16 protein-coding genes are annotated in these 17,001 nt (G+C 63.2%); 5 read left to right on the top strand and 11 right to left on the bottom strand.

What is annotated here, in order from left to right:
- Positions 1 to 249: 249 nt before the first annotated feature.
- The 5 genes from DEH80_RS03170 to DEH80_RS03150 all read right to left on the bottom strand — a co-directional run bounded on the left by DEH80_RS03170 (position 250) and on the right by DEH80_RS03150 (position 4,229).
- Entirely contained in the window at positions 250 to 603 is a 354-nt protein-coding gene (locus tag DEH80_RS03170; protein ID WP_109719005.1) for an ArsR/SmtB family transcription factor, read from the bottom strand.
- A gap of 42 nt (positions 604 to 645) precedes the next feature.
- The gene (locus DEH80_RS03165) at positions 646 to 1,527 is read right to left on the bottom strand and encodes a LysR substrate-binding domain-containing protein (RefSeq protein WP_109719035.1); all 882 of its coding nucleotides are present in this window, start codon (positions 1,525 to 1,527) and stop codon (positions 646 to 648) included.
- Between the two features lie 108 nt (positions 1,528 to 1,635).
- Positions 1,636 to 2,319 (bottom strand): lysophospholipid acyltransferase family protein, encoded by a 684-nt coding sequence (locus tag DEH80_RS03160; RefSeq protein ID WP_109719004.1) that lies wholly within the window; start codon positions 2,317 to 2,319, stop codon positions 1,636 to 1,638.
- Between the two features lie 238 nt (positions 2,320 to 2,557).
- Positions 2,558 to 3,394, bottom strand: coding sequence for an SAM-dependent methyltransferase (locus DEH80_RS03155; protein ID WP_109719034.1), 837 nt, complete (start codon positions 3,392 to 3,394; stop codon positions 2,558 to 2,560).
- Between the two features lie 7 nt (positions 3,395 to 3,401).
- Positions 3,402 to 4,229, bottom strand: coding sequence for a glycine/sarcosine N-methyltransferase (locus DEH80_RS03150; RefSeq protein WP_109719003.1), 828 nt, complete (start codon positions 4,227 to 4,229; stop codon positions 3,402 to 3,404).
- 313 nt (positions 4,230 to 4,542) lie between these two features.
- On the opposite strand from DEH80_RS03150, the gene DEH80_RS03145 reads away from it, so the two are divergent.
- The 4 genes from DEH80_RS03145 (at position 4,543) to DEH80_RS03130 (ending at position 8,536) form a co-directional block, all read left to right on the top strand.
- Positions 4,543 to 5,373 carry an alpha/beta fold hydrolase gene (locus DEH80_RS03145; RefSeq protein ID WP_109719002.1) on the top strand — a complete coding sequence of 277 codons (831 nt, stop codon included), beginning with the start codon at positions 4,543 to 4,545 and terminating at the stop codon, positions 5,371 to 5,373.
- 117 nt (positions 5,374 to 5,490) lie between these two features.
- Positions 5,491 to 6,675, top strand: a complete 1,185-nt coding sequence (locus DEH80_RS03140; RefSeq protein ID WP_109719001.1) for a sulfotransferase — start codon at positions 5,491 to 5,493, stop codon at positions 6,673 to 6,675.
- A complete protein-coding gene (locus DEH80_RS03135; RefSeq protein ID WP_109719000.1) occupies positions 6,675 to 7,811 on the top strand; it encodes a glycosyltransferase in 1,137 nt (378 codons plus the stop codon). The genes DEH80_RS03140 and DEH80_RS03135 overlap by 1 nt, the downstream gene beginning before the upstream one ends.
- A complete protein-coding gene (locus DEH80_RS03130; RefSeq protein WP_109718999.1) occupies positions 7,808 to 8,536 on the top strand; it encodes a polysaccharide deacetylase family protein in 729 nt (242 codons plus the stop codon). Before DEH80_RS03135 ends, DEH80_RS03130 begins: the two co-directional genes overlap by 4 nt.
- 81 nt (positions 8,537 to 8,617) lie before the next feature.
- Here DEH80_RS03130 and DEH80_RS03125 read toward each other — a convergent pair whose 3' ends face one another.
- From DEH80_RS03125 to DEH80_RS03100, 6 genes are all read right to left on the bottom strand, one after another.
- Positions 8,618 to 9,040 (bottom strand): VOC family protein, encoded by a 423-nt coding sequence (locus DEH80_RS03125; protein WP_109718998.1) that lies wholly within the window; start codon positions 9,038 to 9,040, stop codon positions 8,618 to 8,620.
- A gap of 89 nt (positions 9,041 to 9,129) precedes the next feature.
- Entirely contained in the window at positions 9,130 to 9,627 is a 498-nt protein-coding gene (locus DEH80_RS03120; RefSeq protein ID WP_133249094.1) for a hypothetical protein, read from the bottom strand.
- Entirely contained in the window at positions 9,624 to 10,712 is a 1,089-nt protein-coding gene (locus tag DEH80_RS03115) for a HupE/UreJ family protein (protein WP_207774429.1), read from the bottom strand. The genes DEH80_RS03120 and DEH80_RS03115 overlap by 4 nt, the downstream gene beginning before the upstream one ends.
- A 59-nt stretch (positions 10,713 to 10,771) precedes the next feature.
- Positions 10,772 to 11,983, bottom strand: a complete 1,212-nt coding sequence (locus DEH80_RS03110; protein ID WP_133249093.1) for a tetratricopeptide repeat protein — start codon at positions 11,981 to 11,983, stop codon at positions 10,772 to 10,774.
- A 165-nt stretch (positions 11,984 to 12,148) separates the two neighbouring features.
- Positions 12,149 to 12,454, bottom strand: a complete 306-nt coding sequence (locus tag DEH80_RS03105) for a hypothetical protein (protein WP_109718994.1) — start codon at positions 12,452 to 12,454, stop codon at positions 12,149 to 12,151.
- Between the two features lie 9 nt (positions 12,455 to 12,463).
- Complete coding sequence (locus DEH80_RS03100) at positions 12,464 to 14,062, bottom strand: DUF4331 domain-containing protein (protein WP_207774427.1); 1,599 nt, start codon at positions 14,060 to 14,062, stop codon at positions 12,464 to 12,466.
- A gap of 183 nt (positions 14,063 to 14,245) precedes the next feature.
- Here DEH80_RS03100 and DEH80_RS03095 point away from each other — a divergent pair, with 183 nt between their 5' ends.
- Positions 14,246 to 16,984, top strand: coding sequence for a TonB-dependent receptor plug domain-containing protein (locus DEH80_RS03095; protein ID WP_165831262.1), 2,739 nt, complete (start codon positions 14,246 to 14,248; stop codon positions 16,982 to 16,984).
- Positions 16,985 to 17,001: the final 17 nt, after the last annotated feature.

The following is a 17,001-nucleotide window of genomic DNA, read 5'->3' as shown; positions in this document are numbered from 1 at the left end:
GCAAACAGGCCAGGCAAGGCGCGAGGAGCGAAGTTTGGTCATTCCAAATGAGCGACGAGCAACGCAGTCTGGCCTGTTTGCAGGCGCAATCCAGACGGAACGGGCCGGTTTTCCCGCGATCCTGCGTTGTCGTTCGCTGACTTGGAATAACCAAGCGGCACTCACTCCGCCTGGGCTCGCGCGAAAACCGGCTCCGTCTTGGCGGCGCGAATAGATCAGTGCTTCCCTAGGGAAACAGCGATTGATTCCCTAGGCTTCGATGCGCCGCTCGATGGTCGGGCAACAGGTCAAGGCACGCAGCTGATCCAGGCACTGCTCGCCTTCGCAGCAGTTCTCCATCAGGAACTCCATCAGCGCATGCATGGCGGCGAAATTCGGCGCGTAATAGACATTGCGGCCCTGTTTGCGGCGGGTAACCAGCTGCGCGGTCGCCAGGGTTTTGAGATGGAAAGACAACGTGGGTTGACTCAAACCGGCATCCGGCAGCAGATCGCCAACACAAAGCCCGTCGGGCGCATGACGAACCAATTTGCGGTATATCCCCAAGCGTGTGGGCTCGGCCAATGCCCCCAATTGCGCGACAGCCTCGTTTAGGTGACCCATATTCTTATTGTTTCCGTTGTGCGTTTTAGCGCCAACCGGGTATTAAGCGCGATAAAGATGACAGAATAATGAATCCATGCTTTGGATGATCGGCCTCGCAGCGCTGGTCTTGCGGTAAAACAGGCCAATGGATCGGCATGGTGTGGGTTCGGCGAATGGCACATAGCGAATGCCCTCATCGTCCTGGCGTATCGCCATTTGGGGAAACAGGGTGATCCCTGTCCCCGCCCGAACCATCTGACGCAGGGTTTCCAGTCCGGTTGCCCGGAAGTCCTGCTCTTCTCCCAGATTGTGCTGCTGACAAACGTCCAGCGCATGGTCTCGCAGACAATGTCCCTCTTCGAGCAACAGAAGCCGATATCGTGCCAACACGTTGGCGTCGACATGGGAAAGGCTCGCCAGCGGGTGCGATTCCGGGACCGCTAGAAAAAACGGCTCTTCGAATAGGGGGGTGCACACCAAGGAGTCCTCGTTGACCGGCAATGCCAGCAATGCGGCGTCCAGGTCGCCGTCCTTGAGTTGCTGAACCAGTGTTGCGGTCTTGTCCTCGCTGAGGACCAGTCGTAAACGTGGATAGGCCGACGTGATTTCGTTCACCAGATCACAGAACACATACGTGGCCAGTGTCGGGAACGCGCCCAGTCGAAACTTGCCGGTGAACGGATCCTTGGCGTGCTCGGCCGCCTCCCGAATACTGTCGATCTCGCGGATGACACGACTGGCCGAGCGGATGATCCCCTCCCCGACCTCCGTGGGCATCACCCGCTTGTTCGTGCGCTCGAAAATCTGGACGCCCAACCAGTATTCAAGTTTCTTGATCTGTCCGCTAAGTGTCGACTGGCTGACGTGACATGCCTGGGCTGCCCGAGAAAAACTGCGCATCTCGGCCACCGACACCACATATTGCAGATCACGCAGATTCATCGCGGCCATCCGCCCGTGAGGAAAGTACGGGAGTTTAATCGACGCTGCCGATAATTGCCCGACCTTTAATCGCCCTCTAAGCCACGGGCAGGCCCGCCGCTGAGCTGGCTAGCGCCCTGTCTTGGGCCGCTCCAAGTGATCGCGCGGGACGAAATGCGGGTCATGCCGCGCTTCCAGTGCGTCGATGGCCTCGGCGACGATGCGCTGGTAGTGCTCGAACTGTGCGCCGGTCAATTCGGACGGCACCGGGATCGGCTCTCCGTAGTACACGTCGATACGCGTGAACGGCTTGGGCAGGCGAAAGCGATCCCAGCTCTTCATCGACCAGTAGCGCTGCGGCAGGGGCAGATAGGGAACAATCGGCAGGCCGGTGCGACGTGCCATTTCGACGATGCCCGGCTTGACGACATGCGCGGGCCCACGCGGGCCGTCTACGGTCAACGCGCCCGGCAGGCCCGCCTCCAACTGACGGATCATGTCTTCCTTGGCTTCGCGCCCACCCTTATCCCGACCACGCGAAGCCGAGCTTCCGCGTGCGACGTGATGACCCAGCCGTTCGCACAGCATCGTGACCGGATCGCCGTCTCCAGAGCGCGACACGATGACGACATGCCGCCGACCGGTTTGCGCGAGAATGCCGGCGAATAGATTCTGGTGCCAGATCGCCAGCAAGTACGGGTCCGCACCTTGCGGATCACGGCGCTTGGGCTGTCCATCAAAGCGGTAGCGGTAAGTCGCGTTGAGTAGACGGATGAACGCCTGGACCAGCCAGGCAAGTAAGGCCTTGAACATTGAGTTGCAGTCCCCCCGGGGCCCGCTCGCACTGAGACGGCACCTAGCAAGCGTATTCGCGTGAATGGCAGGAGCGGCATGCTAACCGCCCGCACTGCCAATTGCGATGCCGTTGACTTGGCCGCCACCCGAACGCGTGGCCGCGCAGCGCCAGACCGGCGAATTGCCAACCCAAACACGTACGGCAACGACCGCCGGCCAGCGGGTGGCTGAGCGCCCCCCGAGAAAATCGGACGATTTACTCGGGCTTGCGAAAGTGCAGAATGCCCCAGTCCAGCGCCCCCTGTTCACCGGCAGCCACCCAGTGAGTCAGCCCCGTGGTCATCCGGTCAATGTAATCGGCGCTGACGAGCTCGGCCAAAGCGTCCCTCCGGGAAGTCAGCTCAGCGAGCACCCGCCCGTAGTGCTTGACGATGGCATCCGGCATCCGCTCGATGCCCACCGTGTCCCAGCCCAGTTCTGCGGCATAGGCAGCGTACTTGCTCACCGAACCCATGGATGGCAGGTGGATTCGCGCCAGAACAGGTGCCAGCAGTTCGGGGTCGACGTCATCCTGCTGCATGGGGTCAGTAAAGATGAACGAGCCACCAGGCCGCAGCACACGATCGACTTCGCTGAACACCCGACGCCGCCGCGCACTATGCAGGATCGAGTCCTGACACCAGACCACATCGTAGCTGTTATCCGCTAAGGGCAAGTCCTCAAAACTGCCATCGATGACGTCGATGCGGTCTGCCAGGCCCTGGGCTTGATTCATCTCGCGCGCCCGTGCGTTCTGCACCGGGCTGAGATTCAGCGCCGTGACATGGCAGCCATAACGACGGGCGATGACACGAGCGGAGCCGCCATAACCGGAGCCAATATCCAACACACGACTGCCTGCCTCCAGTGACAAGGCGTCCAGCATGCGTTCAACCGTCCGATGACTGGCATCGCGAATGGGCTCATCCGTCCGGGTGTAAATACCCACATGGATATCTTCTCCGCCCCAGACATGAAAATAGAAATTGTCGGCGTCGCTACTGTCGTAATAGTCGCGTGTGGTGTCGACGACGACTTGGTCCTGATCGCTCATGCTCGGCTTATCGCTCATCGGGGTGCAGTTTTTCTGCAATATGGATGAAGAAGTCAGGGTCGTCCTGGCGATAGGTCTCTTGAAAATCGGCCATGGTGGTCACGTTCTGGAATCCGACCTCGCCCATCAAACGGGTGACGTACTCCTTGCGCAGCGGAAACATGTTCAAGTGGTACTGAGAGCCGTCGGGGAAGCTGTAGCAAAACCGTGCGAGACCATCATCGCAGTACTCGGGCTCTGCCTTGACGTTGTCACCGCAGTAATAGAACTGGTGCTTCGACTTGAAGCCGTCATCCAGGATCATGTCGTAGTTGCGTTGATCGAGGATGAGCACGCCGTCATGGCGCAGCGCCGCATAAAACTCGGCAAGGGCCTTGCGCCGGTCCCGGTCTGAATGCAGGTGGGTGAAGGAATTGCCGAGGCAGATAACGGCGTCGTATTTGCCATGCACGTCGCGGTTCAACCAGCGCCAGTCGGCCAGAACTGTGCGCAGCACATGACCGCGCTTGCGCCCGTTCTCGAATGCCATGGCCAGCATTTCAGCGCTGCCGTCAGCGGAGACCACTTCGAAACCCGCCTCGCGTAGGCGGACCGAGTGGAAGCCCGTGCCGGTCGCCACGTCAAGCACCTTCTTGGCGCCCCGTGCACGCAGGGCTTCGATGAAGAAATCCCCCTCACTCTCTGCCCGTGCATCCCAGTCGATCAACTCGTCCCACTTCTCGACGAAGCTCTGGACGTACTCGTTCTGGTAGGTGTCCGTGGTCCGGACCTTGAGTGGGTCGTCCCCGTAGTCCTGCTCCGTCAATTGAGCAGCCGTCGCTTTTGCGTCAGCCATCCGTGCTCTCCTTGGCAGTTCATTGGTCAGTCGCTATGAATTCAATGCCATGACCCGTGCGTCTGACGAAGGATGTTCCGGGTCATGCACAACCGCTGCGCTCGCCGCAGCGTCTTGATGGACTGCCGTCAGGCAGTGCCCAGGTGGCCGGCTCACTGGCCGGACCCGCGCAAGGGGAGCCGAATCCCGCTGACTCCCGCACTTGGCGTAAGGTGCAGACGCGTCGATTCATCGTCTGCGTTGATCTATAGCCTAACGCATCGCCCCCGACGTTTCAGACCGTACAGACACCACTGAAGGCAAGGAGCCGAATATGCAGCGAGCAAGCTGTCGACCCAACGGACTGGACATCGCCTACCTGGACACGGCACCTGATGCATCGCAGCGTCCAGTTGTGCTGTTGCTCCACGGCTTCCCGGACGAGTCCAGCATGTGGACTCCGCAGCTCGAAGCGCTGCACGCCAGAGGGTTTCGTGCCGTAGCGCCGGACATTCGAGGCTATGGTGCCTCTGCACTGACCCGGCGCGTCGCAGATTCCCGGCTCGACGCTGTTGTTGATGACCTGGTCGGGCTAATCGATCATCTGGGTGCGGCGACCGCCGATGTGGCCGGTCATGACTGGGGCGCCATTTTCGCCTGGGCGTTGGCGGCGAAGCATCCCGAACGTGTGAAACGTTTGGCGGTGCTGTCGGTCGGTCACCCGAATGCCTACGCCCGCGCGGGCATCGAGCAAAGCCTACGCGCGTGGTATGCCCTGATGTTTCAGGTGCCCGGTCTGGCAGAGCGACTGCTGCCGCTGGGTGACTGGCGATTGTTGCGCGGAGGAATGACAGCCCACCCCGACGCCGACTCGGTGCGTGCGCAGATGCAGCGGCCGGGTCGGCTACGCGCTGCCCTCAATGTTTATCGGGCCAATGCCCTGGCGTTGCTACGCGGCGGGTTACCTGCGGTCCAGGCCGATACGCTGGGAATTTACAGCCGCGCCGATGCCTTCCTGACCCGACGACAAATGGAGCAATCGAAGCACCATGTGCGCGGCCGCTGGCGCTACGTCGAACGCCCGGGGGGACACTGGATGCCGATCGAACAACCCGAAGCCATCGCGGAGTTACTGATCGACCATTTCACGGCAGACCCGGACTAGACCACAGCAGCCAGCTGCCCGATACCCCGGTCATTACCGGGGCAGGATGCAACATGGCTGTCACAGACCATCGGCAGCCTTGGCGGCTCACTCGGCCCATGATGCCGCCCTATCGTGATGAGTTCTGCCCTGCGCCGCAGTCTGCGCGTCCATGGACAAATGCTGCGCTCTGCGTGGACCGACCAAGCGGATGCGCCCCGACAACCGGGGCGGTTGCTCCGCCTGGGGGCGCTGGCTGCACCCTATGCTGCCGCACAGGCTGTGCACTGGGTCGGTTTTGCCCTGGATGAGCTGACGCATTCGGACTACCGCAGTGTGGCGGTCGATGCGCCATTGTTTGTTGTGGGAATCCCTCGCAGCGGCACCACCTTTGTTCACCGAACGCTGGCCGCCGACCCTGGATTCACCAGCCTGACGGCCTGGGAGGCCCTGCTGGCACCGTCCGTCACGGAGCGCCGGGTTGCACAGGCGCTGGCAGCAGTCGATCAAAGCCTGGGCGCCCCGACGCTACGTGGCCTGAACCACATGCTGGCGCGATTGTCGGCACAGCTGGATGACATCCACCCGATCGCCCCGGACGATGCGGAAGAGGACTACCTGGCCCTGCTCCCAATGGCCGGTTGCTTTCTCCCGGCGCTGGGCTTCCCTGGCGCTGAGAGTTTGTGGGCGCTGGCCGACCTGGATGAGGCGGTGTCGCCGACCAACCAGGCGGTTCTGCTAGCGGCCTACCACGGACTGCTGCAACGCCACCTGTACGCCCATCGCACGGATACGGGCCACGCCCCCCGGTTGCTGTCCAAGAACGCCGCGTTTTCGACCTGGACCCCCGCGCTGGCGCAGCGGTATCCCGATGCCCGATTCATCGTCTGTATGCGCGATCCCGTGGAGGCACTGAGCTCGCAGCTGTCTTCCATTGCTGCGGCGCGTGAACTCTTCGGAACCGACCCGGAGGGACGGACCTTCCCAGACCGCTTCCGCCATATTTACGCAGCGTCGTTACGCAGTCTGCGGCGCGCAATCGACGCGAGCCCGCAGCGCTTCGCGGTCGTGCAAATGGAAGCGCTCAAACAACGGCCCGGCAAGACGCTGCACGACGCGCTGACCGCGCTGAACGAGCGCGTCTCCCCAGAGCTTGGTCATGCGCTGGCCCGCGCTGATCGGCAGGCCGGCGGCTTCCAAAGCGCGCATCGGCACCGGATCGAGCAGTTCGGCCTCTGCAGCCAGACGCTGCGCCGCGAACTGGAACCTGACTACCACGCCATCTGTGCGCATCGCATCGATACCCTTCAGGAGGCCTCTTGATGAATGCCGTGTCACCACTCGGGCTGGCGGAATCAAGCGCTCAGCCTGCCCGCCGATTGCGCGTCGCGTTTTTCTCCGACTCCGTGGCCGAACGCAATGGCGCGGGGACCTACTATCACGACCTGCTACCCCAGCTGGAGACGGTGACTGCCGGTGTGCAGATGTTCCAGCCGAGCGACCGGCCACGCGCCAGACGGTTGTCCGTCCCCATGCCGGGTGATCCCACGCAGCGTTTGCTCACGCCGAACGTTCCCAAGCTGTGGCGCTTATTCCGAGATTTTCGACCTGACGTGGTGGTTTCGATCACACCAGGCCCCTTCGGCCTGCTCGGGCATGCACTGGCGCGGCGGCATGGCTGCGGTCAGCTCGTCGGCTTTCATACCCAGTTTGAAGAGCTCTCTCGCCTGTATTGGAATCCGGTCTCCCGCCACATCGCTAATCGCTACCTGACCTTGGCCAACCAGCAGCTTTGCCGCAGCGCCCATGCCACCGTGGTCAACAATCGGCAGCTGATGGCAACGGTACGCGGCTTGGGCGCGGACCAGGCGTCGGTTGTCGGCACGCCCCTGCCCCTGGATTTCATGCGCAGCCCTGTTCGGCCGCTGCGTCCGGAGCTGGAACAGGTCCTGTTCGCAGGCCGGCTGGCGCCCGAGAAGAATCTGGGTGCTGTACTCGACGCCGCCAAGGCCTGTCCGAATGTCCGTTTTGCGATTGCCGGCGACGGCCCGCTGCGGCGCAAACTCCAGCGGCAGGCCGCAGACCTTCCGAATGTCCACTTCCATGGCTGGCTGGACCGAACAGCGCTGCGCGAACAGCTGGATGCCTCGGACCTGCTGCTGCTGCCCTCCCGCCTGGAGACCTTTGGCTCCATCGCACTGGAAGCGATGGCACGGGGTCGCCCTGCATTGGTTGCCGCCGGCGCGGGTATTCATGAGTGGCTCGAATTGCGCGACGGTCTGATCACCCTCCAGGAGGGCGAAGCCATCGCAGATAAGATCGCCGAACTGGCCAGCCAGGCGCTGACCGCGCGACAACGCCGGTCGGATCGTGCGAGAGCAGCTGCCGAGCGGCTTAACACCGCGACTATCGAGACTTGGTGCGAGCTGATCCGCCGGGCAGCGCAAGCCCCCCGATGAGGCACGATGCCGGACAGTTGCAGGCGCTGGTCTCCATTCACGATGTCATGCCCGATACGCTGCCCCAGGTTGCTCAGATCCTCGCTGCGTGTCGGCGCTTCGGTCTCGCACCACCCAGCCTGCTGGTCGTGCCCGGTCTGGATTGGCAGCCCGATCAGCTGGAACAGCTACGCGCATGGGCGGCGTCTGGCCATGCACTGGCTGCACATGGCTGGCAACACCGCGCGCGGCGTATCGCCGGGGTGCGACATCGACTCCATTCGGCGTTGATCTCCCGGGACGCCGCCGAACATCTGGCATTGAGCCGGCAGCAGATCATGGCGCTGATGCGACGGGCCGCTCACTGGTTCGCGCAGGTCGACCTGCCACGCCCCGCTTTGTACGTTCCGCCGGCCTGGGCCCTGGGCGACCTGAGGCGGGCCGATCTGGCACGCCTGCCCTATCAATCTATTGAGGTCACCCAGGGCTTCGTCGATACCCGCAGCGGTTCGCTCACCCGGGTGCCGCTAGTCGGCTATGAGGCCGACACGCGGGCGCGGTCCGTGGCCTTGACGGTTTGGAATCGCGGTCAAATCGCCCTGGCGCAGCGGTTGAAGCAGCCCCTGCGGGTGGGGATTCACCCCCATGACCTGCAGCTGCGACTGGCAAGGGATCTGTTGGACCTGCTTCGACACATCGGGCATCAGACAGGCGCGCGCCAACGTCACTGCCGGCAGGCTGCGTGACGCTCACCCGCTCTACAGCTCCTCGGAGCGTGCCTGCCTGACGGGGTGCTTGTCGGGTGTGCCCCGCCTGTGTGGATAGATTTAGCTGTCATAGCGATAACGCTGTGCGGGATCGTCGGTGCTGTACTCAATGAGCTCCCACTCAAACCCAGCCCGGTCATAAAAGTAGGCGCGTAGACGCCCCGGCTCCCGCTGAACGGGGTAGCTGCGTGCGTAGCCCTCAGCATCCAGACGCCGCATCATGGCCTCCAACCCGCTGACTTCCAAGCCGAAATGGTTGACCCCGACACCCGCATACCGGCCCAGCGCCGGGGCGGCCTCGGACCCAGGCTGCGGCTCCTGTAATGCGAAATAGCACTGGGCATTGCCGACATGGCGCCAGCGATAGCCCTGCGACGATCGGTCTTCGTGTCGTACAACAAAATCTGGCGCGACCACAGCCAGAAACGCGGTGGCGGCTTCCAGGTCGGGTACGGTGATATTGGCGTGCTCTATTCGGGTCATGTCGAGACTCCTGACGGGCCGGCCTGCCGCCGGCTGGTCGCTGTCACCACGACAGCCCGGCCAGTCTCAGACATCAAGTAATGTTGAGGTCAAGCGTCTTCGGGGGAGTCCGTGGTCTGGCGCTGATTGATTTGTCGTTGCTGTAGCAGCATCAGGCCCAGCCAGGCATTGAGCAGCAGGCTCAAGGCCAGTATCAGCACCATTCCATGACGGGCCAGCGCCGGCGCTGGATCATGGTTGGGAGCCGCCGATGTTGCGGTCGTCGGGCCGACCCGTACATAACGCTGGATGGCGTGCCCCTTGCCGTCGCGAATCTCCAGCCGCCAGGCGCCGGGTCGCGCCGGAGCGAAGGCAAACACGCCCTGTTGATCGGTCCAGCCCTGCAAATACCGTTGCTCCGAATCGGGCGGGTAGACCGATACCTCGGCACGTCGCAGGGGTTCACCCAGCGCATACTCGAACTGATACGCACGAACCTCCCCCCCGTAGGGCTTGCTATGCGCACCGTGCCCCTGCGCCGAGAGGGCGATGCCCCAGAGCATCGTCAGCGCCAGCAAGCGCACAGCATTCCTAGCATCTTTCATCATGTCAGCACCGTCTGATTCAGCGCCCGCTCAAGAAACCACAGCACACCCAGCCACGCGACCAGTAGCGCGCCTGGGACCAGTACGCACCACTGCATCCAGCGATATCGCCGAAGCCAGAACGCAACCGGTAAGGTGACGGCCGCCACAGCAATCTGGGCCCCCTCAACACCGGCATTAAAGGCCAACAGGGCCAACGCCAACGTGATGGGCGGTAGCCCCAAATCGCTGAGCACGCTCGCATACCCGGCCCCGTGTATCAGCCCGAAGCCGAACGCCACCAACCAGAGTCGTCGCGTCACCACCGGCACCAGATTGTTCATTGCGGCGAAGACAATGGTCAGCGCCACGGCAGACTCCACCCAGCGACTCGGCAGTGTTAGCCAACCCAGCGTGGCCAGCGACAAGGCCACGAAATGCGCCATCGTGAAGCTGGTCACGACAAACAGCACGTCTCGCAGAGTCTCACCGGGGCTTTCGGCGACCTGGAAGCCGCCCGGCTGACGCCGCAACACCGTCGGCAGGAGCAGCCCGGCCAGAAACAGCAGGTGATCCAGCCCAATCCAGACGTGCCAGAGGCCTTCATGAAAATACTGCCAGGCCACCCGCGTGGCGCGGGTTTCGCGCAAGTCGAAGACCTGCCTGCGACGGGTCGGCGTGAACACAGCCGTTTCGACCTGCCCCCGGTGTGCGATTCGTAGCAAGCCTCGATGCTGGGCATCCCGGTCGAACATCAGGTCGTACTGCAACTGAACCTGCGTGCCAAACCTGGGGCACCGTCCGCTCAGCGGCAACGAGACATAGGCACCATCGGTATGGGTTTCGATTTGGAGGCTGCCCGCGCTGAGGTCGCAGACCTGTCCGTCCATGCGGGCCTGGAGATGCGCGAGCGCGTATCCGGCAATGGCCGGCTCACGGTCCTGGATCTCACCCCAGGTGACACGGCGGTCCGCATCCTGGTCCAGCCCCAGCTGCCATTCGAGATCGCGTATCGCAATATCCCATCGACCCTCGATGGTTTGTCCGGCCACATCGAACTGCAGATAACTGTCGCTGGGCTTGTGGGCCTGGGCCGTGCCGGCCACCACCAGCCATATCCAGTGCAGCCACCAGCCGCGCGCAGGGCGCCACCTCGACCGAACGGCCATCAGGCGGCGGCGTCCAGCTGATCGAGTCGCTCGATTAACACCTCTGCGCGAACATCTTCCAGTCCGGTCGAGGCCAGATACGCACGTGCTGGCGCGGCGGCGGCCGGGTTGAACGCCAGGGCTGCACGCAGGAGCAGCAGCAGGTCGGCGGGTTCCTTTTGCACGGCCCAGTTGTGTTGGGCGAGCCAAAGGGCCTCGGCCGGCTGCTCGTCGACATCCAGGGCAAAGCGCGCCTGTTCGCGTTGGTGCACGGTGTCGCCGCGCCGTTGGCTGGCCTCAAAGCGACGCCGGAGCACATCGGCCATTGCAATGGCGTCGTCCGCCATCAAACGCTTGCTGGCGATCACGTAGCGCAGCAGCAAGGCATCACTGTGTGCATACGGAGCCAGGCGTTTGCGAACCGGCCGCGCCTGCCCGCGTGCCAGCATGAAATCCGACCACAGGCCAAGCAGATAACCGTCGAACACGCCCTCTTCTTCGGCCAGCTCAAGGGCTGCCTCCAGGGCTTGCAGTGCCAAAGCCGGCTGCCCGAGTCGCCAGGCGATTTCCCCCTGAATGGTTAGCGCCCAGCGACGGAGGCCGGGCGCAGCATCGGCGGATGCGGTTTGTAACAGCCGATCCAGCGTGGCGTAGGCGCCCTGCCCCTTGCCGGTGAGCGATGCAATGTCGGCCAGACAGGTCCCGCTGATCAGCGCGCTTGCCAGGGTGAGCAAGGCTGCACAGGCCTTATGCGCATTCTCCAGTGATCCGGTCACCCGCTCGATTGCGGCGAGTTCCAACCAGGCCTGGGCGCGACGCGGGTCGCGTTCGAGCACCTGCTGCAAATCGGAACGCGCCTGGTCGAAGGCATGGCGGTTTTGCAGGAGATGGGCGCGCAACATGAGCACCTCGGTGGGTGGCTGCGGCTGTTCCCACCAGGGGCGCAGCGCCGCCTGGGCATAGCCGTTATACCGGGGGTCGTCGGTTTGGCGGGACAGGTCGATGTAATGACGCGCCAGCTCGGTGGCCAGTGCCACCGATTGCGGTGCTGCGGCCAGACGACGATGCAGCGTTTGCACCTGCTCGCTCACGGCAGGGTCAATGGCGGGCAGCGTTTCGACGACCACGTCGCGTTGCGCCGGCGTGTAAGGCGCTGCGAGACCGAAGCCCGGCACAAGCAGGCCCAGCACTACAGTTGCACAGGCGATGACAGTCTTCTGAAGAGTCGGCATAGCAGCATCATGCTCCGGGCGGCCCCAGCGCCGTCAAGCGGCCATGGGCCGAAACAAAAAAATCCCGCCGGGCCAAGCGGCGGGATTCAATGACGCCCAGGGGTGGGGCGTCAGTTGGCGACCAGCGGCTTGTTCCCAGCCGCTGGCGGGTCACCCAACCTCGGGTCAGGAATCCGGTACCAAATTCCCGTAGACGTTCGCGTCTGGATTCTCGTTAAACACCAGACCCAGGCCATTGATGTCGATGGGCGCAGCCATGTCATTGGTCTGGTTGGCGATTAAATCCAGCACCTGCTGGTCACCGGCCAGCGGCTGATCATTGGCACCCGGGTCGGGGTCCGGATCCGGTGATGGATCCGGATCAGCGACCACCGGCGGTGAGGTGTTGATCGCAATGCTGTTGTCGGAGCCGCAGCCAACAAGTGCGGTGGCGCCGGCCGTTAGCAGCCCGATCAGAACAAACTGTTTCATGTCGCCTCCTTAGCGAGAACCCGGCAGCGGGGTCAGCAGATAGGGAAAGGCCGTGCTGAACTGCGATGCATCGGATGCCGATTGGTCGGTTAACGGTGCATCGCCAACTGGAGCGTCATCCGGCGCGCAGCCGAACACTGGCTCGTTATCGAGCTCGCAGAGCGCACCCATGGCCACGCGTAAGGCGGCATCCACGACGTCGTCACCGGGGCGGCGCCCGTTCGGAAAGCCAGCGTTGTCACCCGCCAGGACCCCAAGCGGATTCTGCGAGGTCGCTGGCGTGGGTGCGATCGAGGTATTCAGGCGCAACTGTTCGGACAGCACCGTGCCTTCGCCCAAGGGGCCACCAGCACCGGCCGCCGGCTGATTCAGCCCCGGCACCCCGGTCAGAAAGGCCACGGCAAGATCAATACGCGGGAACGCATTCGGCGCAAGATCGGCATCCGGATTCCCCGTCACCGGCTCGGCAAACAGAATCTCCAGCAGTTCCGGCAGTGTGGGCGTCAGCACGTACTTGGCAAACTGGCCATCATTCTGAGGTTCACTGGCATTGAAGCGATTCTTGTCATCGATGCCGATCACCACCTCGTTCACCAGCGGTGAACCCAAGCGCGAGACCTGCGTCCAAGGCCCTCCTTCAACCGTCTCGTCTACCGAGCCGGTCGCGACCGCGTTCTCGGTACTGGATTGCGGGAATGGATTGGCCACCCGCGCCTGTCGCAGGCTCGCCGTCGTCCAACCACCGATCACCGGATCACTCCCTGCGGTGAGGCAGCTCGCCGGCAGTTCCAGTGCCAGGCTCGTGACGTTCTTGTCGCCGATGGTGTTGGGCACGGCGTCGGGTGCGCCCAGCGGATTGAGATTCACCAGGTCAAAGACCTGACCCAGGTTAACCACAAAGCCTTCCTTACGCTGACCCACAAAGACCTTGCCGTTGGTACTGCAGCCGGGCACGGCGATTTCCCAGATATGGGCATCGGCGTAGGCCTGGTAATCCGCAAAGGTCTTGGTGCCGATGTAATCGGTGGGCTTGCGGAAGGTGGTTCCACCGGTATTGACGTTGGTGGCCAGCGTCGCCGTCCCGTCACGCCGGTCGCCGCGCACCACGGTGACCGTGTAGGTTTCTTCGAGGTTGAGCGCTCCGGTGTCCGCCGGGCCGGGTCCGATGCCGCCCGCCTGTACCAACGGGATGGGCACCAGTGTGCCGTCGGGACCCACCGGTAACGACACGCCCTTCAACGTATTGGTGAAGCGGAACTGAAAGGTCAGATCCTCGACGTTGTCCCCGTCATTATCGACATGGATTTCGTAAAGGGCCTTATCGTCCAGCGAGAAGTAGTTCGGGCCACCGTAGGCATCCTGCAGGGGCACATAATTGGCGATTAGCGTGACAAAGTCCGACGAGCCATCACTATTTACACGGTCGGGCTCGTAGCTGTTGAACAGGTAGAAATCCGTGCCATCGACCTTGGGTGTTTCGGTGATACCCGGGGCCTCGCGATGGCTGGATGCGAACGCGGCTCCCGCAATGGTGGTCGAGAGGGCTCCGGCCGCCACGATGGCGCCGAGACCGTTGAATGAATGCATGGCGAATGTCCCCGATGTCATGAGTTGTTCCACTGTGTTCGTGGCCACGCACTCAGCGGATGCACCGAATCGAATTTTTTCTTCAATACATGCGGCGCCGCGGCTTGGACGGCACAATGAGAGGGTCTGGCCGCGCCTAGTGGCCGCCACCAGCAGCGTGCGGAGCGGCTGCCCGCCCCTGACTGCTGACCCATGGGGATTGGAATGTTCTTGAGATACACCGCCGGCATGCTGGCGGGGTTGGCCTGTGCGTTGGTCGCACAGGCTGCCGACACCGAAACGCCGCTTGAACTTCAGACGCTGGACGTGACCGGCACGCACCTGGAGCGCGACGCCGCCGTGGATCCGGTGGTCGCATTCGACCGGGATGAGCTGGTCCGCTCCGGGCACAGCACGCTCGGTCGATTCCTGCAGGCGCTGCCCATGATGAGCGGCTCACCGCTGAGCGGCTCAACGAACCGGCGTGGCAGTGGCGGCGGGCTATCGCGCGGTATCGAATCGGTTGAGCTCCGAGGCTTGGGCGCGCAGCGAACCCTGATTTTGCTGAACGGTCGCCGTATGCTCGCCGGCGGCAACGGCTCGTCGGGGGTGGTCGATCTGGCCAGTCTCCCGATGGCCATGATCGAACGCATTGAAGTCCTGACCTCCAGCGCCTCGGTGGCCTACGGAGCCGACGCCATCGCCGGTGTGGTCAATGTGCTGACACGAAAGCACGTCGCCGGCGTGGAAATGTCCGCCCGGTCCGCCTTAACGGAACGCGGCGATGGTGGCGTGCTGGACCTGTCGGCGGTCACCGGCGGGCGCATCGGCCAGACCCAGCTCAATGCGGGAATCACCCTGCATGACCAGCAGTCGGTTGGACGCGCGGACCGGTCGTTCTCATCACGGTGGTTAACCGTTAGCGGTCCCGACAACGTCATTGTTCCCACCGGGAGCTCGGCCCCACCCCATGGCCGATTCCGTACAAGCGATGGCAACGTCACCTTGATCGAGGGCGAGGATGGCGACCGTGCTGAGGACTTTCGACCCTTCATCAACGAGGGTCCGGACACCGATCGCTTCAACTTCAACCCGTTCGAAGATCTGATCCAGGATTCGCGCCGCCTGTCGGTTTTTACCGCGCTGCGCCACGACCTCAGCCCGTCGCTATCGCTGACCGCTGAACTGCTGTTCCAACAGCGAGACAGCGACACCCAAATCGCGCCGCTGCCGTTCTTCACCAACCGGCTCCCCGGTGTCACCGTCTCGGAGGACAATTTCTACAATCCCTTTGGCGAGGAGATTACGGACGCGCGTCGACGTCTGGTCGAGGCCGGCCCCCGACGGTTCGTGCAGGACAATCAGCTATGGATGCTGGCACTGGGGGCGGACGGGCTGCTCGGACCCTGGCACTGGCAGACGCAGGTCCAACACGGGCGCAATCGCGTCCGGCAGACCCAGACCGGCGATCTCCGCCGCGATCGCGTGGCCGCCGCCCTGGGTCCGTCCTTCGTTGACAACGGCGTGGCCCGTTGTGGCAGTGCCGACGACGTTGTGCCGGGATGCGTGCCCCTCAATCTATTCGGTGGTCCTGGCTCCATCACTGCAGACATGCTGGACTGGGCGGGACTGTCGGCGCTGACCGATCGGCAGGTCAATGAGGAGTCATTGCTATCTGCCAGTGCCTACCGGGATGCCTGGACTATGCCCGCAGGCTCTGCGGGCTTGGCTGTGGGCATCGATGTCAGATCCACCGACGCCGAAGATGTCCCCGATGCCCAGACCCGCGCCGGGAACACGACAGGCGCCGCACGACAAACCACGCAAGGTGGTTTCGACAGCCGCGCCCTCTTCGCAGAGCTTGCACTGCCGCTGCTGGCCAATCGCCCCGCCGTGCGCCAGCTCGATCTGGAACTGGGTCTGCGCTGGGTGGATTACTCCAATTTCGACGCCGAGACGATTTTCGATACGGCTCTGCGCTATGCAGCATCTGACTGGCTGACACTACGCCTGGGTTATGGCGAGGCGTTCCGAGCGCCCACCGTCGGCGAACTCTTCGGCGGCGCCTCGGAATCCAACCCGATCGTCGAAGACCCCTGCGCCGACTTTTCATCGCTTAGCCAGACCGAGAGGGACCGTTGCGTCGCCCAGGGGGTGCCCGCCGATGGGAGCTTCAACCAGACGGGCAACGAGGTTCCAGCCGTCGGTGGCGGCAATCCCCGCTTGTCACCGGAGCGTGCCACGAGCTTCACGTCTGGCCTGATTCTCAACTGGCCGGCTTTTCCGAATGCCCGCTTGAGCCTCGACTATTTTGATATCGAGATTCACGACGGCATCACTGCCTTGGGTGCCTCCACCCTCTTATCGCAGTGCATTGCCACCGGACGCCGGACGTTTTGTGACCGGATCCAGCGCAACTCTGATGGCAGCATCGCCTCAATTCAGCGCAACCTTCAGAACGCGGCGCGCGAGACGGCACGTGGCGTCGATATCGAGTTCGGCTATCGCCATGCAACAGCGATCGGGGAACTCAACCACCGCCTGCTGCTCAGCCGGTTGCTGGAGCGCAGCGTGCAGGCTTTCGACGGTGCCCAACCCTTGACAGGAGTTGGTCGCTACGACGCCGATAATTTTGGTGTGATTCCCGCGTGGAAAGGCACGTACGCGGCCAGCTTGAACGGGCAGCGGTGGTTCGCCGGCTACGCCCTGGAATGGATAGACGACATCGAAGACCAAGGCGGAGACTTGGCGCCTGGCACCCGCTACGCGGTGGGCTCGCGGCTTTATCACGACGTGCACCTGGGTTACCGCAGCCAGCACAACCTGTCGCTGGTCGTCGGTGTCGACAACGTCACCGATCGGGCCCCACCGTTTATTCCCAATGGCGGCGAGCTGAACACGGATGAATCTGCCTACCGCCTGCTGGGCCGGCGCTACTGGTTACGCCTGACGCACCGCTTTTAAGCACGGCCCAAATGGTA

The sequence above is a fragment of the Abyssibacter profundi genome (assembly GCF_003151135.1).
Lineage (GTDB): Bacteria > Pseudomonadota > Gammaproteobacteria > Nevskiales > OUC007 > Abyssibacter > Abyssibacter profundi.
The sequence above is the reverse complement of the archived record's forward strand: the minus strand, read 5'-3'. Positions and strand labels throughout refer to the sequence as shown.

Excerpts from the sequence above, each read along its gene's own strand:
- DEH80_RS03100 (WP_207774427.1), bottom strand. The coding sequence starts at position 14,062 with ATGACATCGGGGACATTCGCCATGCATTCATTCAACGGTCTCGGCGCC.
- DEH80_RS03110 (WP_133249093.1), bottom strand. The coding sequence starts at position 11,983 with ATGCCGACTCTTCAGAAGACTGTCATCGCCTGTGCAACTGTAGTGCTG.
- DEH80_RS03125 (WP_109718998.1), bottom strand. The coding sequence starts at position 9,040 with ATGACCCGAATAGAGCACGCCAATATCACCGTACCCGACCTGGAAGCC.
- DEH80_RS03145 (WP_109719002.1), top strand. The coding sequence starts at position 4,543 with ATGCAGCGAGCAAGCTGTCGACCCAACGGACTGGACATCGCCTACCTG.
- DEH80_RS03155 (WP_109719034.1), bottom strand. The coding sequence starts at position 3,394 with ATGAGCGATCAGGACCAAGTCGTCGTCGACACCACACGCGACTATTAC.
- DEH80_RS03120 (WP_133249094.1), bottom strand. The coding sequence starts at position 9,627 with ATGATGAAAGATGCTAGGAATGCTGTGCGCTTGCTGGCGCTGACGATG.
- DEH80_RS03160 (WP_109719004.1), bottom strand. The coding sequence starts at position 2,319 with ATGTTCAAGGCCTTACTTGCCTGGCTGGTCCAGGCGTTCATCCGTCTA.
- DEH80_RS03135 (WP_109719000.1), top strand. The coding sequence starts at position 6,675 with ATGAATGCCGTGTCACCACTCGGGCTGGCGGAATCAAGCGCTCAGCCT.
- DEH80_RS03095 (WP_165831262.1), top strand. The coding sequence starts at position 14,246 with ATGTTCTTGAGATACACCGCCGGCATGCTGGCGGGGTTGGCCTGTGCG.
- DEH80_RS03165 (WP_109719035.1), bottom strand. The coding sequence starts at position 1,527 with ATGAATCTGCGTGATCTGCAATATGTGGTGTCGGTGGCCGAGATGCGC.
- DEH80_RS03105 (WP_109718994.1), bottom strand. The coding sequence starts at position 12,454 with ATGAAACAGTTTGTTCTGATCGGGCTGCTAACGGCCGGCGCCACCGCA.
- DEH80_RS03140 (WP_109719001.1), top strand. The coding sequence starts at position 5,491 with ATGAGTTCTGCCCTGCGCCGCAGTCTGCGCGTCCATGGACAAATGCTG.
- DEH80_RS03150 (WP_109719003.1), bottom strand. The coding sequence starts at position 4,229 with ATGGCTGACGCAAAAGCGACGGCTGCTCAATTGACGGAGCAGGACTAC.
- DEH80_RS03170 (WP_109719005.1), bottom strand. The coding sequence starts at position 603 with ATGGGTCACCTAAACGAGGCTGTCGCGCAATTGGGGGCATTGGCCGAG.
- DEH80_RS03130 (WP_109718999.1), top strand. The coding sequence starts at position 7,808 with ATGAGGCACGATGCCGGACAGTTGCAGGCGCTGGTCTCCATTCACGAT.